This is a genomic window from Anaerostipes hominis (ex Lee et al. 2021) (genome assembly GCF_002270485.1).
GTDB lineage: Bacteria > Bacillota > Clostridia > Lachnospirales > Lachnospiraceae > Anaerostipes > Anaerostipes hominis.
Map to the genome: position 1 here is coordinate 13,415 of NZ_NQOG01000017.1, position 23,556 is coordinate 36,970.

The window sequence follows — 23,556 nt, forward strand, 5'->3', positions numbered from 1 at the left end:
TATAAAAATAAATTATACTAATATTCCCTTTTGATTTTACTCTCAAAATAACGATTCTATTCAAATGGTGAGGAATAAATTAAACCATCTTAAAATATTTGAATGCCTTTTCAATTCCGTCTTCATCCACATCATCTGTTATATAATCCGCACACACTTTGACATCTTCCTCAGCATTTCCCATCGCGACCCCGATTCCTGCATAGCGGAGCATGTCCATATCATTTTCACCATCTCCAAATGCCATGACTTCATTACGTCGAATCCCGCAAGCCTGTATGATCCGCTTGATTCCGGCCACTTTCCCCCCGCTTTTTGAAATGATATCGACCCCATATGGATTCCATCTGGTCATCTTGCAGTCCTCAAGTCCCGCAACGATTTTCTCTGCCGTTTTTTCCTCCGAATACAAAATAAATTGATAGATCGGTTCTCCGGAATAAGTGCCGATATCGGGAACTGCTGTATTAATCGCTGCTTGTGCTTTTTCCACCATCTCATCGATATAATTGATATACATTCTGTCTTTTTCAACCAGCATAAGCGGCACCTTCCGCGCCTCAAACATAGTAAGCATCTGCTCGACATTCCTCTCACTGATTGGCTCACCGTAAAGCAGTTCTTTCCTGCTGTCCAGGCAGAGCTGCCCGTTCAGTGTAATGAAGCCGTCAAACTGTATGTCAAAGGCTGGCAGATCTTTGATCTCCGACATGTGTCTGCCGGTCGCCGTAAATACACGAACTCCGTTCATTCTCAGGCAGTCTATGGATTTTCTGGCGCTTTTCGGAATTCCACCAGTTGTATTAGAAATCAATGTGCCATCAAGATCAAAAAAAACTGCTTTTATCATTTTCTGATTCTCCTTTTATCATCAAATTCAAAAATGGCGCAAGCAATGTCTCCACTTGCGCCATTTTTCTGGATTTACTTTTTTATTTCTGCACAATATTTACAATTCTTCCCGGAACATAAATCTCTTTTACAACGGTTCCGTTCAGCTTGTCACCCAATGCTTCTTTTGCCTTTGCAATGACCGCATCTTTTGCATCATCTGCTCCGATGGTAATAGTTGTTCTCGCTTTTCCGTTAATCTGCACTGCAATCTCAACCTCATCGTCTTTTAAATACGCTTCATCATAGGCCGGCCATTTCTGTGAAAATACACTGTCCTCATGTCCCAGCTCACTCCAGAGTTCCTCAGAAATATGAGGCGCGAAAGGTGCCAGCAGCACAATGAAAGTTTCCAGAGTCTTTTTGTCCACTCCGCCCTTTTTCGCCAGATCATTGAGTTTATTATTATACTCCATGAATCCGCTGACCACTGTATTCAGGCTGAATTTCTCAAGCCTGCTTGTCACATCATATACAAGACGATTGCGTACCTTGAGCAGATCCTTTGTCTCTTTAACATTCTTGTCCTTCTGGTCCAGAACCACGTTATAGAAACGGCTTAAGAAACGGCGCACACCGTCGATTCCTCTCTCATCCCACTCCGCATCCAGTTCAGGCGGTCCCACGAACAGTTCATACATTCTGAGGGAATCACATCCGTAATCTCTTACCAGATCATCCGGTGAGACTACATTTCCCTTGGACTTGCTCATCTTAATTCCGTTTTTACCTGTTATCATACCCTGGTTGAACAGCTTGTGGAACGGTTCATCAAAGTCCACTGCACCGATGTCATACAAGAACTTCGTGTAGAATCTGGAATACAACAGATGGAGCACGGCATGCTCTACACCGCCGATATACATATCAACCGGCAGGTATTTGTCCGCTTTTTCTTTGGAAACCAGTTCTTTACTGTTCTTGCTGTCGATATATCGCAGAAAATACCAGGATGATCCCGCCCACTGCGGCATAGTATTCGTCTCTCTCTTAGCCGGTTTTCCACAGACAGGACAGGTTGTGTTGACCCATTCATCAATGTCTGCAAGCGGAGATTCTCCTGTTCCCGTAGGCTCGTATTTTTCAACTTCCGGAAGTGTCAGCGGAAGTTCTTCTTCCGGCACCGGCACGGCACCGCAGTCCGGACAGTGAACGATCGGAATCGGTTCTCCCCAGTAGCGCTGGCGACTGAATACCCAGTCTCTGAGCTTATAGTTGGTAGTCTTTTTGCCCACTCCCATCTTCTCAATGATGGCCGGGGCTTCCTCTTTTAATACAGAAGATTCCATACCGTTCCAGTCACCGGAATTGATCATTGTTCCGGCTGCCTCTGTGTATGCCTCTGTCATATTTTCGATTTCTTTTCCATCTTTAGCAATGACCTGTACGATCGGAATATTAAATTTCGTGGCAAATTCAAAGTCACGGTCATCATGGGCAGGAACACACATGATAGCACCTGTTCCATAGTCTGCGAGGACATAGTCAGACAGCCAGATTGGAACCTTTTTACCATTGATCGGGTTGACTGCATAGCTTCCGGTAAACACACCGGTCTTTTCTTTATCCTGCAGGCGGTCTACGGAAGATTTCAAAGATGCCTGGTAGATATACTCCTCCACTGCTTCTCTGGTCTCATCAGTGGCAAGTTCCGCTGCCAGCTTGTGTTCCGGCGCCAATACCATGAAGGTTGCTCCGTGAAGTGTATCCGGCCTTGTCGTATAGACAGTGATCGCCTCATCGCTGTCTTCTATTTTAAAGTCAACCTCGGCGCCGTGGCTCTTTCCGATCCACTCTGCCTGCATTTTCTTGACTTTTTCCGGCCAATTCAGCTTATCCAAGTCACCCAGGAGGCGGTCTGCATATTCTGTGATCTTTAACATCCATTGTCTCAGATTTTTCTTCGTCACATCTGCACCGCAGCGCTCACATTTGCCGTTTACAACTTCTTCATTTGCAAGCCCTGTCTTACAGGAAGGGCACCAGTTGATCGGCATCTGTTTTTCATAGGCCAGTCCCTTTTTAAACATTTGAACAAAAATCCACTGGGTCCATTTGTAGAACTCAGGGTCTGTGGTGTTGACTTCCATATCCCAGTCATAGATGGCCGCGATCTCGCCGATCTGGCGTTTGATATTCTCTATATTCTTTGCTGTGGATTCTTTCGGATGCACGCCCATCTTGATCGCGTAGTTTTCCGCCGGCAGTCCAAAGGCATCCCATCCCATAGGGTGGATCACATAGTATCCATTGAGCATTTTGTAACGGCTCCACACATCGCTGATCACATAGCCTCTCCAGTGTCCCACATGAAGTCCGCTTCCTGACGGATACGGGAACATGTCCAGACAATAGTATTTCGGCTTTTTGCCGTCATTTTCGTTGACCGGCTGTTCCTCCCAGTGTTTCCTCCACTTCTGTTCGATTGCCTTATGATTATAAGGTACTGCCATAATTTTCATCCTCCTAAACTGTATCTCTTGTCTAAATACAATATATAAAATAAAGTAATATATACTTATTAACTTATTTATTTTATCATATACCCGTTTGATGTCAATATTTCTATATACAAAAGGCATCCGGCAAAGCCGGACACCTTTCATAGTTAAAAGCTATTTAGTTTATTCTACTGCTGTTGTCGTCTCAGAGGCAGGTATAGCTTTGGTATTTTTACCGTCTAACGGAATTTCGGTTTTTACAGAAATATTCACGATAACAGATACCGGCTTCTTATTTTTTGTACCAGTATAAGTAACTTTCACTCTGCAGTTTCCGTCTTTTGAGAAGTCTGTATAGGCTGTATCATCGTTTTGCCCAATATATTCAAACTTCAGATTTTTATCAGACGGTATCACCTTAGTACCATTGTCTGTAATGCTGATGGCCTTTATAATCTGTGCCTCTAATTCTTTCTTTGCCTGATCTACCGCATTTGGATCGGTCACTGTCATTGTAAATGCCGTCGGATTTGCTTTTATCTCAGCATTCTTATAACCTTTGACTGTAACTTTTACTGTCTTGGATGCCGCTCTGTAAGGCTTATTGCTGTTCTTCACCGTATACTTCACAGTGTAAGTTCCGGCCTTGTTAAACACGTAAGATTTGGCCTTAGAGTAAGACATGGACGTGGCCTTCTTCTCTCCCGGTTTTGTGATGGAGACTGTCATGGCAGAAGTTCTGCTCTTGCCGCTTCTCATCTTGGCCGTTGTCTTAAACACAGCATTCTTCGTATTAATCGTAACTGTTTTATTTGTCGCGTTGGAAATTACCGGTGCAAGAGTATCCACAACTTCTACCTTGATCGTCTTGCTTGCGCTCTTTCCAAGGGCAGATTTTACAGAATACTTAATCTTGTATGTACCTAAAGATTTTGTGCTGAATTTCGCTTTATAATACTTTTTCTTCTCTGCATTATACTTGGTGACTGAATACTTCACTTTCTTTGTAAGGCTTTTCTTTGTCACATTGTCTTTCGCCGTTACATGAGACTTCACGCTGTAAGATTTGCCGTACTCCACTGTTTTTTTCTTCTTGGAAGAAATCTTGATGGTCGGTTTTACCTTGCGGTACGGATTGTTCTTATCCGGATCGGTCGGGTCCCAGTACATACTTCTGGAAGTGGACACCTTGATGGGCTTTGGTTTTCCTAACGGTCCCGGATTCTTGCTGCTGTATATGGTAACCTTTGTTCCCAGTTTACAGTTATCATAGATCCACTTTGCGTCAGCAACACTTAAACGCACGCATCCGTGTGATGCGGTCTTTCCAAGCTTATTGAACTGAACGGTGGACTGGCTGGCCTTGCTGTGGCTGTAATACCACACAGAGTGGAATAAAATCCCTCCATGAATCCTTGTACAATACTGTCCATAGCTCGGTCCCATCAATGTCTGCCAGCGATATTTCGCCGGAGTATAAAAGGTTCCGGACGGTGTATTGGAGCCCCCGCAGGACACTAAAAACGCCTTGATCGGTTTATACTTTCCTTTGGTAAGCTTATATACAGTGGCTACATTTGCCTGCTTATTAACCTTAATCCAGTATTTTGTCTGTGCCGCGCTGACGGTCTTTGCCTTAGCCGGACCGATTCCTGTCCCGATAAGCAAAGACAACATCAGAAGGACTGCTGTCAACTTCTTTAACTTGCTGATTTGCTGCTTCATAACTTCCCCTTTCGTCTTTCCTAAATACTCTACCATTATATCCACTCTCTTTTACACTTGTAAATAGCAAAAAGTATGTTATTATAAATTTAAGAAAATCGTAAAATATCAAGGAGGACATTATGATTGCATTTAATCACTTTAACTTCAACGTTCTGGACTTGGACAAAAGCCTTGACTTCTATAAAAAAGCATTGGATCTTGAGCCTGTCCGTGAAAAAAACGCATCCGACGGGAGTTTTAAGCTCGTATTTCTGGGAGACCAGACTACAGGCTTCTCTCTGGAGCTCACATGGTTAAAGGACCGCACGGAACCATATAATCTGGGAGAACTCGAGTATCACCTGGCTCTGGAGACCGACGATATGGAAGCCCTTCACAAGCGTCATGAGGAGATGGGCTGTATCTGTTATGAAAATCCGGATATGGGTATTTACTTCATCAGTGATCCCGACGGCTACTGGATCGAGATCATACCGAGCAAAAAGTAATTTATTTTCAGAATCTAAAATAAAAGAGAATCCTGACAGTGATAAGGAAACTGTCAGGATTCTCTTTTTATCTACATGATGTTCAGCAGTTTCGCAGGAATACTTCGTATCCCTTTTCCACTTCGTAGAGATCGGATTTGCTTGTGATCTCCCATGGAGCGTGCATATTCAGCACTGCAACACCGCAGTCGATGACGTCCATAGCATAGGAAGCCGGAATATAAGCGATGGTTCCCCCGCCTCCTTCATCTACTTTTCCGAGTTCTGCAGTCTGGAATGCTACCTGATTATCATCAAACATTCTTCGGAGTTTCGCAACGAATTCAGGGTTGGCGTCGTTGGAACCGGATTTCCCCCTGGAGCCGGTATATTTATTCAAGACCAGTCCCTTTCCGAAGTAAGCCGCATTCTTCTTTTCCATGACCTGAGGATAATTCGGATCAAAAGCCGCACTCACATCAGAAGACAGCATATGAGAATTCTGAAGGATTCTGCGGAGTTTTAACTCACTGTATTCTCCTGTCAGGGCCATGATCTCGGCCAGTGTATTTTCAAAAAATCTGGAATGCATGCCGGTAGCGCCCACGCTTCCGATTTCTTCTTTGTCCACGAGGATACAGCAGGTAGTCCTCTGAGCATCCTCCACATTCAGCATAGCCACAAGGGATGTGTAGGCACAAACCCTGTCATCCTGCCCGTAAGACATGATCATGCTGCGGTCTAATCCGAAATCTCTGGCGGGCCCTGCCGGGACAACCTCGATCTCAGCAGACAGGAAATCTTCTTCCTCAATCCCGTATTCCTCTTTCAATATGCCAAGCATTTCTCTTTTTACGGCATCCTTCTCTTCACCTTTGGCCGGGCGGCTTCCGATCAGTACATTCAGATCTTCACCTTCGATCACGACCTTAGCCTTCTTTTCCAGCTGCTGTGCGGACAGATGGATCAAAAGATCGGTCACCCCTACCACAGGATCGGTTTCTTTCTCACCAATGCTGATCTCAATTGTAGTTCCGTCCTTTTTAATGACAACTCCGTGGAGAGCCAAAGGCAGCGTCACCCACTGATATTTCTTCACACCGCCGTAGTAATGGGTGTCCAGAAGCACCATTTCTGTGTCCTCATACAGTGGATTTTGTTTTAAATCCATCCTTGGGGAATCGATGTGCGCCCCCAAAATGTTCAACCCGTCTTCCATCGGCTTTTCCCCGATCTGGAATAGGACAATGGTTTTGTCCATCCACGTGCGGTAAACTTTATCACCCGGGTTCAGCTTCTTTTCCTCTGCTATAAAATGCTCTAAATCCTGATATCCTGCTCTCTGGGCCAGTTTTACTGATTCTTTCACACATTCCCTCTCTGTTTTTCCGCCGGTGAGGTACTCTTTATAATCAGACGCCAGAGATTCCAGTTTTTCTATCTCTTCTTCTGTATAAGAAAGCCATGTATTCTTTCGTTCCATTCGCAATATCCTTTCTGTCTGCAAAAATACTTTTTATTTGATAGTATTGCCCCATTGTTCCTCTTTAAATCCAATCAAGACAAAGTCATCCCCTATGACTAAAGGACGTTTTACCAGCATGCCGTCTGTCGCCAGAAGATCGATCTGTTCCTCCTCGCTCATTTCCGGGAGTCGGTCTTTCAGTCCCAGATCCCTGTATTTCATCCCGCTTGTATTAAAAAAACGCTTGACCGGAAGTCCGCTCACTGCAATCCATTCTTTTAATTCCTCTGCTTTTGGATTGTTTTCCACTATATGGCGGTCTTCATAGGAAATCTGATGCTCGTCCAGCCATTTTTTCGCTCTTTTACAGGTTGTACATTTCGGATATTCTATAAATAACATTGTCTTGTTCTCCTTTCCTTGGTTTATTCTCCGGTTATCTTATCATATTTCAGTTTAGAAAAAAAGGCAGTTGATCCAGAATCTCAACAACCTTTTCCTCTAATATTTTTTACAGGCAGAACTCATCCAGTGTTTTTCCGAGATACCACCAGTAATCCTTTTTGTCGATAGAATTTTTCGTAAAGACTTTTTCCTCCCGGATCACCTTGCCGTTCAGCACATATTCGATCTTCCCCACCTGTTCTTTCTTCTTTACAGGTGCATCTAAACTCTTCGGGATCTGGCATTTGATATCGACCTTTTCCCCTTTTTTCAGCAGAAGCGTCATACCTCCGCCTTTGGCCCCTATGGAGACTTTGTGCTCCATCCCTCCATTTACATACAAGTCCGTTAATTTGCTGTAGTCCGGAATAATCTTGTGATAGGAATAATTTTTGGCACCGTAGTCTATCAAAGTTCTGACATCCGACCATTTGTAAGTTTTATGGGGAGGCCATCCGCAGGCCAGCACGACCGCGATCATGGTCATGCCATTTTTCTTCACGGCTCCCACGTAGCAGTACCCGGCTTTAGAAGTAAATCCGGTCTTTCCGGAAACCGCACCGTCCATCATGGACAGCAGGGCGTTGTGGTTATTGCAATTAAAAGAACGCTGCCCGGATGCGTCATGAAAAGAATGGCTCCTGGCTCTGGTGATCTCCAAAAATTCTTTATTTTTGATGCACTGTTTCATGATCAGTGCAAGATCATATGCCGTAGTGGAATGAATCCCGTTTTTGTCGGTGCGGTCCAATCCGTTGGGCGTGACAAAGTGTGTCGACTTTGCCCCATAGGATCTGGCCTCTGCATTGAGCTTTTTTGCAAAGTTTTCAGTTGATCCCGCCGCGTGCTCCGCCAGGATCACCGCACAGTCATTGTAAGACTCAAGCATCAGTCCGTAAAGGAGGTCCTTAACTTTGTATTTTTCCCCGGCCCTTGCCCCCAGATGGACCTGTGGCTGGGCAGCGGCATTTTTAGAAACTGTCGCTTCCTCTTCCAGATTGCAATGTTTAATAATATACAGGCATGTTAAAATCTTTGTAGTGCTGGCATTCGGCATTCTGGCTTTTCCGGATTTATCAAATAAGACTCGTCCGCTGCCCGCATCCATCAAAATTGCAGATTTTGCATAGAGCTTTAACGTATCATCCGCCCGGACCGTGTGAAATCCGAGCTGCAGACACAAAAACAGAGACCATATTACACAGAAAATCTTCTTCATTCCATTTACTCTCCTTCAAGCCAGCTAAGATATTTCTCTCCGTTATCGGAAGGAGGCCTGTTAAGAGCCGACTGGGATAATGGAGAAAAACTCATACAATTAATACTATATGAAACGTCAGAACAAAATATACCCACAGGGCACACCGTATTTTATACCCTTCGGGTGGACGTGCTCCGCACGATAAGGTATACCCACAGGGCACACCGTAACTCATACCCTTCGGGTGGACGTGCTCCGCACGATAAGGTATACCCACAGGGCACACCGTAACTCATACCCTTCGGGTGGACGTGCTCCGCACGATAAGGTATACCCACAGGGCACACCGTAACTCATACCCTTCGGGTGGACGTGCTCCGCACGATAAGGTATACCCACAGGGCACACCGTAACTCATACCCTTCGGGTGGACGTGCTCCGCACGATAAGGTATACCCACAGGGCACACCGTAACTCATACCCTTCGGGTGGACGTGCTCCGCACGATAAGGTATAACATAGTCTCATGGTTTCCCGCAGACGACGCGATTCTTCCCTGCAGTCTTGCCCTTGTACATCTGTCTGTCGGCCAGGGCAATTATCTCCTCGGAAGGACTGACTCCGAAGGTCATAGTAATATGCAGATTTTTATCATCACAGCAAAAAACATGTCCGGCCACCGTATCACACAGCTCCTAAAGCTTTATGAGCACATCCTCCAGCGGTGTGTCCCGGAAAAGAAAAATAAACTCTGCTCCTCCCCACCGGCAGACATCCACGTCTCCTCCCAGAAAAGAACAGATAAGTTCTGCTGGTTCACTCAGAATCTTATCTCCGCAGAAATGTCCCCACGTGTCGTTTACAATCTTAAAATCATCGATATCGCGCAGTGCCAGCACTGCAAAGGCCGCCAGACAGTTTTCCACCTTTTTTAGGAAAGCATGCCGGCTCAGCAGTCCGGTGAGCTGGTCATAGTTTGCAAGCGTCGACAGGCTGCGGTTCTCATCCTGCAGTTCCTGCTGGCTGACAGCGGCAGAAAGCTGCGAAGAAACAGCTGCATATAAAATAATCGTAATAACCTCAGCGCAAGGAAAACGCAGTTCTAAAGTCCCGCCAAAAGATAAGGAACGTATTTATGTTTGAAGGGACAAAAATAAATCAGGGAGGTCATATTCATTGCCTCCCGCCCTTCTTCCAATATTTCTCCTCAAACTGATCCGCCGGGATCGGATTTGAAATATAAAATCCCTGTATACTGTCTGCACCCAGGGAACACACTGCTTCCAGTTCTCCCGGATGCTCGACTCCTTCCACACATACAGCAATCCCTACACTGTGGCATAGCTTTATGACCGCCCCGATAAAAGAATGATTAAATACATGATCCGGATATGAAGCAGCCAGCGTTTACATGTAGAGAATGCCTGCTCCAATATTCATTTTCCTGCCTCTATAATCAGCCCGCTGTTTTCAAGGAGCGGTATAAACTGAGCAGGACCTGCGGCTTCAGTATCAGGACAGGACCATCGGAGCAAGCCCGGGTACGATTCTTCCCGCAGTTCAAAATCCTGCAGCATATTATCGGAAATCAGAGCCATATCGGTTGTCATATCGATGATATAGATATAATCTTCTGTACTGCTCACAATCGCATCATAAAACGCCTGTCCGTCTATATGGAACGCACCGTTCTCTCCCGCAATTTTTTTCATAAAATCTTCCTCCATCTTTAAAATGCCGCAGAAATTAAAACCCGGTTTTAAACTTTCTTCCACTCATAAATTACAATGTGCCGGAGGAAAGAGCAAGCTAATCCAGTTTCAAAATAAGTACCGGAAGCGGAGGATGATTCTGTTTATTATAAAAGTCCTGTTTTATAACAATATATCTCCTGTCATCCAGCTGCTTTAAGTATTGAAGGACTTCTTCTTTCTCCGCAAACCCGGTATCTCCTCCACTATAAATACAAACACTGATAACTCCTCCCGATTTCAAAAGCTCAAGTCCCACTTTAATAGCCTGTATCGTACTTTTCGGCCTTGTAGCAATACTGTGATCCCCACCCGGAAGATAACCCAGATTAAACAAAATCGCCTGTACCGTACCTTTTTCTGCATACCGGTCCATATTTTCATGGCTGTCCAAAATAAACTTTGGATGGTATCCTTTTAATTTCAGCCGCTTCCTGGCATTGAACAGTGCTTCCTCCTGTATTTCAAATCCAATCACTCTGTCTGTGAGCCCGCACAAGTACTCAGTGTCACCTCCGTTTCCAACCGTTGCATCGATACATAAGTCTCCTTGTTTAATAAAGCGTCTCAGCTCTCCATGCACCCACTGTGTTATGCTGATCCTCATTTTCATTCCCTCCTGATCCGTGGACAAAAAGGTCGTAGACCTTTCCTATGAAATAACAAAAAGAGAGAGCCCGGACTATTTAAATCCTGCTCTCTCGGTTTAGTTTAGTAATAGCAGATAACCGGTGTTCCGGCATCGATCATATTGTAAAGGGTTGCAGCTGCATAAGGCGGCATATTGACACATCCGTGTGATCCCCCGGAAATATACTCACTTCCTCCGAAAGAAGACCTCCAGCTTGCATCGTGAAGTCCCACGTTGCCGTTGAACGGCATCCAGTAAGATACCGGTGAGTTATAACCCTGACCGCTCAATGTCGCATTGCGCTGTTTGTACAGTACAAATGCCACACATTCCGGTGTTTTTCTTCCCGCTTCCATCTTGCCTGTGACTACGGATGAAGAAAAGACAACCTTTTTCTTTTTAATGTAGAAAACTTCCTGCTGTCCCATATCGACCTCGATATAAGTATCGCCGATGTCTCCCTGATATCCGTCGTATACCTTTGCCTTTTGGCGCCAGTATGGCTCTCTTGTCTCTTGTGTGCCCTCTTTCAGCATTTTTTTGACTGCGGCTTCTTCCTTTTCACGGCTCATTCTCCAGCCGTAAGGACCTCCGAAAATCTTTTTGGTTCTTCCGTCGTGAGTCTTGACAGTGCGCATAGTCCCCATCGTGTTATATTTGTATGCAAACTTCATAACCCAGTTTTCCATCTTCTTCATGTCGATAGTAAAATCTGTGTCATTCTTGATCTTAAACCACTTGTGGTATACATCCTTATCAAGAACTACCGTCTGTTTCCCGAACTTATAAGTAATACTTCCCTTCAGAGAATCGTTCATCCTGTCTTTCAGAGAAATGATCTCTTTGCTCTTGCTAGTATACTTCGGGACATCATAGGCGCCTTCCTTGTCCAGATCCACGACAGCGACACCGCCTTCTACGGCACTCTTTATGAGTTTTTCCGTCTGTTCCTTCTTTAAGACCGTACCGATTTCTTCTTTTTGGATCTGATAAGCTCCGTCTTTGTAAACCGGTTTGGCATTTCGGATCTTGATGATATTTTTCTTTTTGAAGCAGTCAAGGTTTTTTAAGGCCTTTTGAAATGCTGCTTTGTCATAAGCAAACATATCGATATCGTTGTACTTCTCTCCCCCGAAAACACCTTTGATCCACAGAAAAGAACTCTGTCCGTCTTTGAGCTTCCTGATCTGGTCTTCACCGTCAAAGGAAACCTTGAGCACACTGCTCTTTAAAACTTCCTCTCTGCCTTTTCGCTCTTTTACGGTCAGCGAATAGCCGTCCGCCTTTTTTTTGAAAATGTCTGTAACTTCGTCAACTGTCTTGTTGGAAACATCGACACCATTGATCTTTGTCCCATATGTAAACTTCTTGCTGAAATACACTGCGATACAGCAGTAGATCACAAAAATAATCCCGACTGTGATCAGTGTGTAATGCTTCCAAGTAAATTTTTTATGTTCCATAAATGTCCTCCTAAACTCAGTATCTAATTATAGTACAAAACTTGTAAAAAGGCCACCCATAATTTAAATTATTTTACTTGTGTTTCTTTTATGCGGATGGTACAATGAAACGGTATGTTAATAAATTAACAGATAAAAGACAGGAGGATTACTTATGTCATTTAAGGAAGAATACCAAAAGAAACTTAAAACAGCCGATGAGGCCGTAAAAGTTGTGAAATCCGGCGATTGGCTGGAGTACGGCTGGTGCGTCACCACACCGGTTGCCCTTGACAAGGCTTTGGCAAAAAGAATGCCGGAATTGGAAAATATTAATATCCGGGGCGGAATCGTCATGTGGCCGCTGGAGATTACAAAGATCGACTCCCCTGCCGATCACTTTACATGGAATTCCTGGCACATGGGCGGACTGGAGAGAAAATGGATCAACGAAGGATTCGCATATTATGCACCAATCCGTTATTCTGAGCTTCCAGGATACTACCGCAATTACATCGATCACATAGATGTTGCGATGATGCAGGTTGCCCCGATGGATGAACACGGATTCTTCAACTTCGGGCCAAGCGCATCCCACCTGGCTGCAATGCTTGAAAAAGCCGACTGTGTCATCGTGGAGGTTAACGAAAATATGCCTCGCTGCTTAGGCGGATTTGAAGAGGGCGTACATATTTCCAAAGTTGATATGATCGTCGAAGGCGGAAATCCTGCGATTGCAGAACTGGGCGGAGGCGGAGCAGCCACTGATGTGGACAAAGCCGTTGCAAAACTCATTGTAGACCAGATCCCGAACGGCGCATGTCTCCAGCTTGGTATCGGCGGAATGCCGAATGCCGTAGGTTCCATGATCGCGGAATCCGACCTGAAAGACCTGGGTGTTCACACTGAAATGTATGTGGATGCGTTCGTAGACATTGCAAAAGCAGGAAAGATCACCGGTGCCAGAAAAAATATCGACCGCTACCGTCAAACCTATGCGTTTGCAGCAGGAACCAAAAAATTATATGACTACTTAGATAACAATCCGGAATGTATGAGTGCTCCTGTAAACTATACAAATGACATTGCAAGGGTTTCTTCCATTGACAATTTCATCTCTATCAATAACGCCGTGGATGTGGATCTGTACGGACAGATCAGTGCAGAATCTTCAGGAATCAAACAGATCAGCGGCGCCGGCGGACAGTTGGACTTCGTCATGGGAGCTTACTTATCAAACGGTGGAAAGAGCTTTGTATGTCTTTCTTCCACTTTCACAGACAAGGCCGGCCAGATGCATTCCCGTATTCTTCCTACCCTGCATAACGGGTCTATTGTAACAGATACCCGTGCCAATGCCCACTACATCGTCACTGAATACGGAATGGCAAACATGAAGGGACTCTCTGCATGGCAGCGCGCGGAAGCCCTGATCAATATCGCTCATCCAGACTTCAGAGACCAGCTGATCAAAGACGCAGAAAAAGCTCACATTTGGAGAAGATCCAACAAATAGATTTTGATACAGTTTCTCACTTTATCAAAATTCGATGAATATTTTATCCTCCTTTGTTAAACTACTTAATACAAAGGAGGATTTTTTATGATTAATAATAGAAAAACGGCCATCATTGGCTGCGGATTTGTCGGTGCGTCCACCGCATTCAGCCTGATGCACCAGGGACTGTTTTCCGAACTGGTCTTAATCGATGTAAACGAAGAAAAAGCCAAGGGTGAGGCGATGGATTTAAGCCATGGGCGCCCGTATGTAGATACATCCAAGATATATGCAGGCACCTATGATGATGTCGCGGACTGCGGGCTGATCATCATAACCGCCGGTGCAAATCAAAAGCCCGATGAAACCCGTCTCGACCTGGTACACAAAAATGTATCCATTTTTAAATCTATCATTCCGGAGATCACCAAACGAAACTCCGAGGGGATCTTATTGGTTGTTGCCAATCCGGTTGATATTCTTACTTATGTGACTTTAAAGCTTTCAGGATTTCCAAAAAACCGGGTCTTTGGCTCCGGAACCGTCTTGGATTCGGCACGTTTCCAATACCTGCTCAGCGAACACTTGGAAGTAGACAGCGGCAGCATTCAGGCATTTATCATCGGGGAGCATGGAGACAGTGAACTGGCTGTCTGGAGTGACACCAATGTCTCAGGGATCGGCATCAACGAATTTTGTGAAATGCGCGGGCATTTTGACCACGAGAAATCTATGAAGAGGATTTTTGACGATGTGAGAAACAGCGCCTATGAGATCATCGAGAAGAAAGGTGCTACCTATTACGGCGTCGCCATCGCAGTCAGCCATATTGCAGAGAGCATTATTCGAAATAAAAATTCGATCCTCCCGGTCTCCAGCCTGCTTAGCGGAGAATATGGCCTGTCTGACCTTTGTCTGAGCGTACCGACCATTGTCAACAAAAACGGTGCGGAACAGGTCATAGAAATTGATTTAAACAGTAAAGAATCCAATCTGCTGAATAAATCTGCAGGACAGTTAAAAGAGATCCTTTCATCCCTGGATTTATAGCAGGCTCCGTTTTGTATCTTTTGTATACGAAAAAGTACAGTGGAAATATTTACACATTATGAGATCTGTGCTATTGTATGATTCAAACAAAAATTTACTGATTTTTTATTAGATTCATACAAAAAGTGAGGGTTCCATATGAAAAGATATCTCTTAGCCGGTATTGTAGCTTTGGCGATTGCAGTTACTTTAAGCGGATGCGGTACAGCACACGTAAAACCGGAAGGACTCAGTGACAGCCAGTACAGGCTGGGCCTGAGAGCGATTGAGACGACAGATAAATATTTAAACGCTGAACTTTCAAAAGATCTGGCCAGCGAACAATTTAAAAATATCAAAAAGGCGTTTGAACAGTATACAAAAAGCAGAAAAACTGCTTTTTCACGGGTAGATTCCCGGATGGAACAACTGGAACACTGCCTGTCTGCAAAAAAAGTTTCAGACAAATCAGTGACCAAAGCCAGAAACCGTTTGGCAGAGATATTAAATCAAAATCTTTTATAAGTTCAATCGAGTAGGAGGCTAGTCATTAAGTGACTAGCCGACCTCTCAGTCGAGTAAGTAAGAGGAATTTCACCTCAAACTTCTCACGGAACCGTACGTGAAAGTCTCCTTTCATACGGCTCTTATCATTCAGCAGTACGAATATATCATACTCCAATGAGCAAATAGTTTTGGCTCTCGCTTTCTCAAAGTGCAGAGCCATTCTTCTGCCCTGCGTCTTCTCCCACGGAAGTTCTTATACATACACATGCCCATTTCACAAGTCTTCTTTCTATGCATAGCAGCGTATCTTTCATTGCGGATGGATTGTATTTCCCAAAATAATTCATCCAGCCACTTAGTATCGGATTCTATACATTGCTTTAAATGTGTATCCCAGAAAAATCAAACTCTGTAAGTTCTTCTTCCTTTCACCTGTCCTCGTCCTTACAATACACAATCCTTGTCTTGGTCGGATTCAGTTCCAGCTTACATTCTTCAAACCTTTGAGCCAGGCTCTGCTTGATACATATTGCCTCCTCTTTTGTACGGCAGTGGACTATTCTATCATCTGCATACCTCTCAAACGGGGCTTGCGGAAAATTTCATTTCATCCACATATCAAATACATAGTGCAAAAACATATTTGCAAGAACCGGACTTATTACTCCACCTTATGATTAGAAAGGCATAACGCTCCTTGCGGTGAACCCACTTTTGTTGGGAAGTATTTTCCGTCTTCTATTACTCCTGCTTTTAACCATTGCCGAAACAATTTCAGAACTCGTCTATCACTGATTCTTCTTTCGATAAGACTCATAAGTATTTCATGGTCGATGTTATCAAAATATCCTTTTATGTCTGCATCTACTACATACCAGCTCTTATATAAAGTCTTCTGTACCTTCTTCGTTGCCTGTATTGCGTCCCGTTTTGGTCTGAACCCATATGAGCATTCTAAAAAGTTTGCTTCAAAAACTGGTTCAACTACTATTTTGCATGCCTGTTGTACAATTCTATCTCTAATAACAGGTATACCCAATGGTCGCTGTTTACCATCTGGCTTTGATATATAAACTCTCTTAACTGGTTTTGGATAATAGATGCCTTTTACTAAATCTTCCTGGGTATCCAATAAGTATGATTCCACTCCATACTCTTCAATCATTTCAAAGGTCACACCATCTATTCCGGCACTTCCTTTGTTTTCTTTTACCTCTTTCCACGCCCGCCATAAAACATCCAGGCGAAAAATACGGTCATACAACGCATGAAATCTGCGTTGCTTATCCTTTTTGGCAGACAAGTATAGTTTGCATTGAAGTTGTCGTGATTTATCTATTGAGTGTTGTTGTCCCTTTTGAGGCATGCACTGTCCCTTACCTTCCTGTTTAACTTGACTAAAGTAGAGCCCCTTTTCCAAATACGTTTATCTTACCGCACCATCATAGATACTATGGGCTCCTCCGACTCCTCATAATGCGTCTTCTTGAATTTCGTGTGTTACTTATATCAAGAATTACATGTTTATGGTTCCATGACACTATGAGGTCTCTTCTGTTCCATCAACAACTATGTTAACATTCCGCTCCCTCTACACCGAAGGGTTCTTCAGCGCTGCTTCCAGTTTCTTCACGCCTTCCGTGGTCTTCGTCAGAAAGCCAGTGACTCGACACCCTCTTTTTCCCAAAAGGGCTAACGTAACGATGCTACAGGATTCACTTAATGTTACGGAGCTCACTGGTGATTACTCCGACCAGACTTTCACTGGCAAGCTGTTGACAGCTTGCAGAACACACGACTTTCACCCATTAGTAACGTGCGCAGCCAGGCGCACTCAGAAAAAACTCCGGTCATAGATTTTAACCGGAGTTTTTTTATTAAAGGTCATAAAATACAATGCGTCTTGGCGCTTATCGTTTCTCAAAATGCTGATAGTCTTTATATGTAATCCAGTCACCGCCCCACTGAAAACCGTGTTTCCTGAAAATCCGGTACACACGGTCATTTCTGTGGATCATATTATATTTATACTTGCCTCTGCACTTTTTTACATCTCTCTGCGCATAGATTTTTCCGTTTTCAGGTGTGATGGAATTTCTCTTTACAAAGGGGTTGACCCTCGGATTAATGTCAATCGCTTTGCCGTAAGCATGGTTGGACAGGTGACTGGTCCCTTCTACAATCCGGTAGTTAAAGGCGGAGGTGTTATTGGCTTCCATAGATTTTGTGTCATCGGCGCCGTAATCATCGACCAGACGGATACTCTCGATCGGGTACTGCATATCATAAAGCTCCTGAAAAATTTCCACCGTATCTTTGGCAATGGACTTATTCACAAGCAGCTGCCCACTCCTGATCTTCCCGTCATAACCGTAATATTTCACCTTCACATAGCGCAGGTCCTGAATTTTTATGTTCGGATTGGACCTGTAAGAAACCCCGCTGATTTTTTCTTTCACTGCCTTCGGGACCTTTTCGTAAGAAAAACCGCTGATGCTTTTATTGGAAAATGCCGGTTTGACGGGTTCCTTTTCTCTTATCTCCTGAACGGATGCACCCAGTCCAATCAATGCCGCCAGCATCATACTTACAATATGTTTCCCCATAAGATCCCTCCCGTCTACGGTCTGCCGTTTAGCTGAAATAAACTGTCTAACAGCAGCCAGTTGGCCCGAAACGGCCTCATCAGATTCCAGTATCCGACACCCGTAAAACCATATTCTTTTGCTGTCCGGACTTTTACATCGATACTCCGGACATCTTCAAACCATACTTCATGTTCTGTTCCATTTAACGTGTAGTTAAAAAATGGGCTCATAGCAGTCTCATCGAACCGGATCTGTACTCCGTTCTGATCTGCGATCTCCACTGCTTCCACATTTCCGATCGTCCTTGCCCTTGTGGTTCCTCTCTCGTAGGGGAGCGGCCAGTCATAGGCATAGTTCGGAATGCCCATATATATTTTCTCCGGCGGGATCTCTGTCACTGCGTAATCCAAAACCTGTTGGACTTTGTTGATCGGTGCAACTGCCATTGGCGGCCCGAACGTATATCCCCGTGCACGTCAATGGTAGTATTATATTCTTATTTTCTAATATTATAACACACATTTATGTCTACTTTTACTTGACATATGTCAAGTAGCGTAGTATACTATAACTTATAGAAAGGAAGTGAAATAAATGCCTGAAATAACAAGATTTTATGGAATCGTCATTAAGATTTTTTTCCGTGGCGAACATAATCCCCCACACATACATGCTGTATATGGTGAACATAATGGGGTATTTGAAATTTCCACAATGGAAATGATCGAAGGTGACCTGCCTAGGAAAGCGATTAAGTTAGTGCAGGAATGGGGAGAATCTTATAAAGACGATTTGCAAGAAATGTGGGATAGCAAACAATTAAAAAAACTTCCGCCGCTTGAATAGCGGTGGAAGCCAGATTGGAGGTGATTATAATGCTTTCCATAAAAGTAAAAGATGTAATTCCGTTAAGCGATATGAGGTTACTTGTATTCTTTGAAAACGATATGATAAAACTATTTGACGTGAAGCCCATCATGAAAGATTATCCAGAATTTGAAGCATTGAAAAATACAGATCTTTTTAACCTTGTAAAAGTTGAACCTGGCGGCTACGGAATTTCTTGGTCTCATGAACTTGACTGCTCTGAAGGTGAGTTGTGGGAAGACGGAGTTGAATTACCTATTACCCCTGAATTTTTTATAAACTTTGTTAAGTATGGCATTATAAATACAAAAGATGCCTGTGATCTTTTAGATTGCAGTCGTCAGAATATTGATGATCTATTAAAAAGAAAGAAAATAACTCCTGTAAAATCGTTCCAGCGTAATAAACTATTTTTAAAAAGCGATATTCTAAAAAGACATGATGTACTTTAATTATCTCATTAAATTTAAAGAGCAGCTCATCTGAGCTGCTCTTTAAATTCCTATTTTAATATCTCAAAGGGTAAAATCTAACGCTTTCGCTAGTTACGAAAGAACTTTGGATTATACATTCTATAACATCTCCACTTTTTACTGGAAATAAGCCAGAGGTTGCTTTAACATAAGTTGTTTGGTAACCAGTTCTATATGTGAATACACCAATATTATTTATTCTCAGGTCGATTTCCGGTTTTACTGACTTATTGCCACTTGACCCAATAAACTGAATAAATCCATCTTCTGTACACGTGTATGTTTTTGTACCAACTCCGTCGGATATAGCTATTTTAATTTTAGAGTAGTCTGGATAAGATTGCTTGTTTAATAAAGCCGAATTTAAAACTTCAAATTTTCTGTCAAGATTTACAATCGAATTTTTCAGACTATGAATCTCTCCTGTATGTACCTGATATTGCTCGATACTTACAAGACCCACAGAGTCCAGATCAACCTCAAACGGTGTCGTATTTGAAGTTTTGATTACAAAGTCCCATGTGATAGAAAATCCCGGCCCCTCTGTCGCAGAAGGTATATGCCTTGCCTCCGATGCCTGAGCAAGACAATACAAAATTTCGCCTTCCTCCGGATCTTCCGCGAAAAAACCAACCTGCCATAAGTCATAACTTTCTTTTAAACTTGTGTTCTCAAGCAGAACCGGAAGAATCGTTTTTTCACCTTCTGTCCTTGAGGGCTGAAGTGTAATATCATATCCACCTTCCGTGACATCCGTCTGCTGCCGAAGATCTACAATCGGGACCTTTTTGGAACCCGTCGTAACTCTGCTGATCTTTAAAGTCTGCCCTTGAATCAGTTTAGCCTGCAGAGCTGTCCCTTTGTCTGTTAAAACTGCGTTTTCCCAAATATTCATGATAATACCTCCTGATATAAACGGTTGTTTCACAGAAGCCATTCAAAAATCTATGGCTATGCTACTTTTTTATTTCTTCAGATCATGATCTCTATAAAGAATATAGCATGGTGCCCTGGGACAATGTGGGCAAGTTAATCTAGAGACAATTAAGTTTCTAAACATATATAATATGCAACTAAATTTAAGTGATATTACTTCTATACATATTAAATATCTATTTAGTCCAAATAGTGGTATTTGAACTTCCATCATAATACCTATACACAATATTAGTAGCATTTCAAACAACTGATCATAAATTTCCTCATCATTTTTCGATACAATGCAGAGAAGAAATTCATATTCTTCCAATCCTCTTTTTTCTGCATTAAAAATGGCTGCTAATCTCCTACGGTGCCCCACAATCACTTCATATTCTCCCATATCTTACTTTTTAACCAACAGCGGCTGAAGGATATCACCTGTAGATCTAAAGGATGCTGCAAGTTCCTCTATCCCTTTCGTTTCATAAAAGTTATCATCTGACGGATATAGCTTTTTATAGTGAATCATAACAATCTTTTGCGGACTTTGCGTTTTTTCGGCTCTGTATTCTTTAAAATATCATCAATCGTGAAGGCCATTATAGTTCACCTCCTGAAGCAGTTCTTCTACAAAATTTCTATAATCCTCTGCGGCTGTGGAACTGCGTGCACATTTTTCAAGTGGTTTTCTTTTATATGTACTCTCGTCCGCTTTCACAGTACGACGGATGACACTTCGAAAAATTGGATACCTGTTTAATGTCACAAGTTCCTCATATCCTCTGCGCCCTGAGACACTCTTTTGGAACTGTGTGATCAGTATCTTATATCGGATTTTTCCCGTTATTTTCTCTATCTCACTTATCTGATCATCCATGATTTCAATACCATTAATGGCATATTGGTCTAATTTTATCGGTATGATACATAAATCAGATGCAACCAATGCCGCAATAGTATAGTCTTCTAAAGACGGATGACCGTCTATGATGACAAAATCGTATTGTTCCTTTATTTTCTTTAATTGCTCTTCTAAAAGAAAACATACACATTCAGTTCGCACAAGCGTGTTATTCGCCTGAACTATATCCAAGTTTTTATATTTCGTCCTGCTTTTAAAGTTCTTCTCATTGATCAGATAAGAAAGATTTGTTGCCGTGGTCGTCTTCCCCACACCTCACAGAATTTGTCTAGTAACTCATCAAAATTTTGAATTTCTGATTCTTTTGTATTCGTAAAGAATCCTTTTTTATTCTTCTTGTCTTGACTGAGAAATTGAATGATCTTATTTCTGGTAGGATACCCGTAGTAGTCTGATGTTCTTGCGATGTAATAATCAATACATTCCTTGCCATAGGTTTTATAGAGATCTTCTACTTCTACTTTATCTTTAATTTCATTTCCTTTACTTTCTTCTACTTTCCTTTGTTCAGGAATGTCTACATTTTTACTGTTTTTGACTACATTTTTTCCGGTTAGGTGTACATTTTTATTCAAAATGGCGTAATTTAACAGAAGGTATTCTCTTCTCATTTCAACTTCTTTTCTTCGAACTGTCCCTTTTAAAAATCTAACTTGTATTCCAGCACTCGTCAGAATTTTATATTTGTGAAACAATTCTTTGTTAAAAATACCTCTTTTTATTGCTTCTTCAATTATTTCAGACAAAAGATTGGCACCCACTCCGATCCTTGAAGCAAACAGCAATCTAACATCATCATTCCAATCACAGTAATACCCGTCTCCCCCGTATATCCTTTGGAAGAGCTTTATAATTACTGCATATCCTTTTATCCCGTATGCAGCTTCCAAAAGCTGCATTTTATCATTCATTACACAGTCAAGACCAAAATCGTCAAGACTCTGTTTCATTTTTTACCTCCGGCCTCTGGCCTGAATTTATTAAACTTTTTTAATTCCTCCTTGCAAACATGGAGATTATTAATTACATCTGCATTTTGGCATTTACACTCAGGACAAACACAGTTTAGAGATACAGACCAATATTCATGACCGCAGTTAATACAAATATCGTCCCAAAATTGATCTGTAATTTTTGTAATGCCATCTGAATATGTATTACTCTCCATATAGTTACCTATCCTTGAACTTTAAGAATCTTTTCGTTATAATAAAACTGTAGTATTTGTTTTGCCCCTTTTTGGAATTGCAGTTCCGAAGGGCCTTTTTTATTTGTTAGATTCACTCTCTCTACCTCCTTTCCAACTTGTCCTCCCACAGCCGCTTAACGCAGCTGTGGTTAAATGGCTTTTCTTTTCCTGCTTTTCATTACAATATCAGCTGCCTCTTTCAAGATCAGTTGAATATCTTCTTCTGTTTTATTCCTGCAAAAATTATCTGCTATTTTTACCTTTGTTTCTCCAATAGAAAATTCTTTTACAACATGAGGTTCCTCATGATCCATCGCAATTCCCCCAATCTTTGATTAATTCATTTTATGAAGATATGTTTGTACTTCTTTCCTGCTCTCTGATTATTTCAAAGAGTATTTTATTAACTGACCAGTTTTTTTACCTCTTTAAGCCGGTTCTTTCTCTTTGTCCGTTGTTTCTCTCATTTTTCCATCTAAGAATAATTAACATTACTTCCTTAACATCCCTTGATACTCCTAGTAATAATTCAGCGGTTTCTTTTATCTCTGCTACTCTTTTCATAACATTCACCTCCTTGTGTTCTATACACACATTATCATTTTTGTGGTGGTATGCAATACTATTTTTGTTTTTTTGTGTTGTCACGCACAATTCTTCATGCTATAATGAAGCAAATGGAGGTGAGAAATTGAAAATTGGTGAAAGAATAAAATATGTGAGAGAGAGTTTAAATCTCTCTCAGTCAAAATTTGGTGAAACTATGGGTGTTAGTCGAGATGTAATATCCAATGTTGAGTTAGGAAGGGTTGAACCTAAAGAATATATCTTGCGCCTAATATGTAAAACATACCGTGCTAATTATTTATATTTAACTGAAGAATTTGGTGATCCATTCGTAGGTGTTCCAGAAATCATTATGGATGACGTGATTGAAGAATACAGACTAGATGCAACCGACAGAGCACTAATTGAAGAATATGTTAAATTAGATGAAGAAACACGACAATCGTTTAAACAATATTTGTTTCGTGTTTTAGAAAAGGCACAGAAGGAATCGGCAATAGTATAGGTGTCGAACAAACTACTATAAGCTATATG

Annotated in this window: 29 protein-coding genes and 1 pseudogene; 7 read left to right on the top strand and 23 right to left on the bottom strand. The window is 42.3% G+C overall.

Going from position 1 to position 23,556, the window contains the following annotated elements; all coding sequences use genetic code 11:
• Positions 1-79: 79 nt before the first annotated feature.
• The 3 genes from CI597_RS13305 to CI597_RS13315 form a co-directional block, all read right to left on the bottom strand.
• Positions 80-850, bottom strand: a complete 771-nt coding sequence (locus CI597_RS13305; RefSeq protein WP_095142966.1) for a Cof-type HAD-IIB family hydrolase — start codon at positions 848-850, stop codon at positions 80-82.
• Between the two features lie 82 nt (positions 851-932).
• On the bottom strand, positions 933-3,344 hold the full coding sequence (leuS, locus tag CI597_RS13310) for a leucine--tRNA ligase (RefSeq protein ID WP_024727152.1): 2,412 nt from the start codon (positions 3,342-3,344) through the stop codon (positions 933-935).
• Between the two features lie 171 nt (positions 3,345-3,515).
• Positions 3,516-5,093 carry a L,D-transpeptidase gene (locus CI597_RS13315; protein WP_235824633.1) on the bottom strand — a complete coding sequence of 526 codons (1,578 nt, stop codon included), beginning with the start codon at positions 5,091-5,093 and terminating at the stop codon, positions 3,516-3,518.
• Between the two features lie 86 nt (positions 5,094-5,179).
• Here CI597_RS13315 and CI597_RS13320 point away from each other — a divergent pair, with 86 nt between their 5' ends.
• Positions 5,180-5,548 carry a VOC family protein gene (locus CI597_RS13320; RefSeq protein WP_006566643.1) on the top strand — a complete coding sequence of 123 codons (369 nt, stop codon included), beginning with the start codon at positions 5,180-5,182 and terminating at the stop codon, positions 5,546-5,548.
• Between the two features lie 82 nt (positions 5,549-5,630).
• Here CI597_RS13320 and CI597_RS13325 read toward each other — a convergent pair whose 3' ends face one another.
• The 9 genes from CI597_RS13325 to CI597_RS13355 form a co-directional block, all read right to left on the bottom strand.
• The gene (locus CI597_RS13325; protein WP_024727150.1) at positions 5,631-7,010 is read right to left on the bottom strand and encodes an aminopeptidase; all 1,380 of its coding nucleotides are present in this window, start codon (positions 7,008-7,010) and stop codon (positions 5,631-5,633) included.
• Between the two features lie 33 nt (positions 7,011-7,043).
• Positions 7,044-7,394 carry an arsenate reductase family protein gene (locus CI597_RS13330; RefSeq protein WP_024727149.1) on the bottom strand — a complete coding sequence of 117 codons (351 nt, stop codon included), beginning with the start codon at positions 7,392-7,394 and terminating at the stop codon, positions 7,044-7,046.
• A 109-nt stretch (positions 7,395-7,503) separates the two neighbouring features.
• Complete coding sequence (locus tag CI597_RS13335; RefSeq protein WP_024727148.1) at positions 7,504-8,655, bottom strand: D-alanyl-D-alanine carboxypeptidase family protein; 1,152 nt, start codon at positions 8,653-8,655, stop codon at positions 7,504-7,506.
• 506 nt (positions 8,656-9,161) lie between these two features.
• Positions 9,162-9,317, bottom strand: coding sequence for a hypothetical protein (locus CI597_RS18685; RefSeq protein ID WP_235824634.1), 156 nt, complete (start codon positions 9,315-9,317; stop codon positions 9,162-9,164).
• 15 nt (positions 9,318-9,332) lie between these two features.
• Positions 9,333-9,770 (bottom strand): GGDEF domain-containing protein, encoded by a 438-nt coding sequence (locus tag CI597_RS19045; RefSeq protein WP_328514491.1) that lies wholly within the window; start codon positions 9,768-9,770, stop codon positions 9,333-9,335.
• Positions 9,771-9,810: 40 nt separating this feature from the next.
• Entirely contained in the window at positions 9,811-9,951 is a 141-nt protein-coding gene (locus tag CI597_RS19525; protein ID WP_235824635.1) for a hypothetical protein, read from the bottom strand.
• Between the two features lie 122 nt (positions 9,952-10,073).
• Positions 10,074-10,349, bottom strand: a complete 276-nt coding sequence (locus CI597_RS18700; RefSeq protein WP_024727146.1) for a hypothetical protein — start codon at positions 10,347-10,349, stop codon at positions 10,074-10,076.
• A gap of 97 nt (positions 10,350-10,446) precedes the next feature.
• On the bottom strand, positions 10,447-10,995 hold the full coding sequence (locus tag CI597_RS13350; RefSeq protein ID WP_081723805.1) for a tRNA (mnm(5)s(2)U34)-methyltransferase: 549 nt from the start codon (positions 10,993-10,995) through the stop codon (positions 10,447-10,449).
• Between the two features lie 104 nt (positions 10,996-11,099).
• Complete coding sequence (locus tag CI597_RS13355; RefSeq protein WP_024727144.1) at positions 11,100-12,482, bottom strand: L,D-transpeptidase family protein; 1,383 nt, start codon at positions 12,480-12,482, stop codon at positions 11,100-11,102.
• 154 nt (positions 12,483-12,636) lie between these two features.
• On the opposite strand from CI597_RS13355, the gene CI597_RS13360 reads away from it, so the two are divergent.
• The 3 genes from CI597_RS13360 to CI597_RS13370 all read left to right on the top strand — a co-directional run bounded on the left by CI597_RS13360 (position 12,637) and on the right by CI597_RS13370 (position 15,513).
• Entirely contained in the window at positions 12,637-13,977 is a 1,341-nt protein-coding gene (locus tag CI597_RS13360) for a butyryl-CoA:acetate CoA-transferase (RefSeq protein ID WP_024727143.1), read from the top strand.
• A gap of 87 nt (positions 13,978-14,064) precedes the next feature.
• A complete protein-coding gene (locus CI597_RS13365; protein ID WP_024727142.1) occupies positions 14,065-15,009 on the top strand; it encodes an L-lactate dehydrogenase in 945 nt (314 codons plus the stop codon).
• Positions 15,010-15,147: 138 nt separating this feature from the next.
• A complete protein-coding gene (locus CI597_RS13370) occupies positions 15,148-15,513 on the top strand; it encodes a hypothetical protein (RefSeq protein WP_024727141.1) in 366 nt (121 codons plus the stop codon).
• A 185-nt stretch (positions 15,514-15,698) separates the two neighbouring features.
• Here CI597_RS13370 and CI597_RS19530 read toward each other — a convergent pair whose 3' ends face one another.
• From CI597_RS19530 to CI597_RS13385, 5 genes and pseudogenes are all read right to left on the bottom strand, one after another.
• Positions 15,699-15,842 (bottom strand): hypothetical protein, encoded by a 144-nt coding sequence (locus CI597_RS19530; RefSeq protein WP_235824636.1) that lies wholly within the window; start codon positions 15,840-15,842, stop codon positions 15,699-15,701.
• A gap of 81 nt (positions 15,843-15,923) precedes the next feature.
• Positions 15,924-16,055, bottom strand: a complete 132-nt coding sequence (locus CI597_RS19535) for a hypothetical protein (protein WP_328514492.1) — start codon at positions 16,053-16,055, stop codon at positions 15,924-15,926.
• Between the two features lie 101 nt (positions 16,056-16,156).
• Positions 16,157-16,861, bottom strand: a complete 705-nt coding sequence (locus tag CI597_RS18965; RefSeq protein WP_051405191.1) for a reverse transcriptase domain-containing protein — start codon at positions 16,859-16,861, stop codon at positions 16,157-16,159.
• Positions 16,862-17,405: 544 nt separating this feature from the next.
• On the bottom strand, positions 17,406-18,101 hold the full coding sequence (locus CI597_RS13380; RefSeq protein WP_024727140.1) for a M15 family metallopeptidase: 696 nt from the start codon (positions 18,099-18,101) through the stop codon (positions 17,406-17,408).
• A gap of 14 nt (positions 18,102-18,115) precedes the next feature.
• Positions 18,116-18,550: pseudogene (locus CI597_RS13385) on the bottom strand (glycosyl hydrolase family 18 protein); the annotation flags it as partial.
• A gap of 127 nt (positions 18,551-18,677) precedes the next feature.
• Between CI597_RS13385 and CI597_RS13390 the strand changes: the two are divergent.
• Together CI597_RS13390 and CI597_RS13395 are read left to right on the top strand one after the other, a co-directional pair.
• Positions 18,678-18,929: a DUF4160 domain-containing protein gene (locus CI597_RS13390; RefSeq protein ID WP_024727138.1), complete on the top strand. Its 252-nt coding sequence runs from the start codon at positions 18,678-18,680 to the stop codon at positions 18,927-18,929.
• A gap of 29 nt (positions 18,930-18,958) precedes the next feature.
• Positions 18,959-19,402, top strand: a complete 444-nt coding sequence (locus tag CI597_RS13395) for a DUF2442 domain-containing protein (protein ID WP_024727137.1) — start codon at positions 18,959-18,961, stop codon at positions 19,400-19,402.
• A gap of 55 nt (positions 19,403-19,457) precedes the next feature.
• On the opposite strand, the gene CI597_RS18715 is transcribed toward CI597_RS13395, so the two are convergent.
• The 6 genes from CI597_RS18715 to CI597_RS18720 form a co-directional block, all read right to left on the bottom strand.
• On the bottom strand, positions 19,458-20,318 hold the full coding sequence (locus CI597_RS18715; protein ID WP_024727136.1) for a hypothetical protein: 861 nt from the start codon (positions 20,316-20,318) through the stop codon (positions 19,458-19,460).
• A 609-nt stretch (positions 20,319-20,927) separates the two neighbouring features.
• Entirely contained in the window at positions 20,928-21,518 is a 591-nt protein-coding gene (locus CI597_RS13410) for a ParA family protein (protein ID WP_024727134.1), read from the bottom strand.
• Positions 21,479-22,216, bottom strand: a complete 738-nt coding sequence (locus tag CI597_RS13415; RefSeq protein WP_024727133.1) for a DUF4373 domain-containing protein — start codon at positions 22,214-22,216, stop codon at positions 21,479-21,481. Before CI597_RS13415 ends, CI597_RS13410 begins: the two co-directional genes overlap by 40 nt.
• Positions 22,213-22,434: a hypothetical protein gene (locus tag CI597_RS13420; protein ID WP_024727132.1), complete on the bottom strand. Its 222-nt coding sequence runs from the start codon at positions 22,432-22,434 to the stop codon at positions 22,213-22,215. The genes CI597_RS13415 and CI597_RS13420 overlap by 4 nt, the downstream gene beginning before the upstream one ends.
• 170 nt (positions 22,435-22,604) lie before the next feature.
• Positions 22,605-22,769 carry a hypothetical protein gene (locus CI597_RS18175; RefSeq protein ID WP_186992538.1) on the bottom strand — a complete coding sequence of 55 codons (165 nt, stop codon included), beginning with the start codon at positions 22,767-22,769 and terminating at the stop codon, positions 22,605-22,607.
• Positions 22,770-22,875: 106 nt separating this feature from the next.
• A complete protein-coding gene (locus tag CI597_RS18720; RefSeq protein WP_158221721.1) occupies positions 22,876-23,019 on the bottom strand; it encodes a hypothetical protein in 144 nt (47 codons plus the stop codon).
• A 127-nt stretch (positions 23,020-23,146) separates the two neighbouring features.
• Here CI597_RS18720 and CI597_RS18725 point away from each other — a divergent pair, with 127 nt between their 5' ends.
• A complete protein-coding gene (locus tag CI597_RS18725) occupies positions 23,147-23,527 on the top strand; it encodes a helix-turn-helix domain-containing protein (RefSeq protein ID WP_024727131.1) in 381 nt (126 codons plus the stop codon).
• The last annotated feature ends 29 nt before the right edge of the window (positions 23,528-23,556 follow it).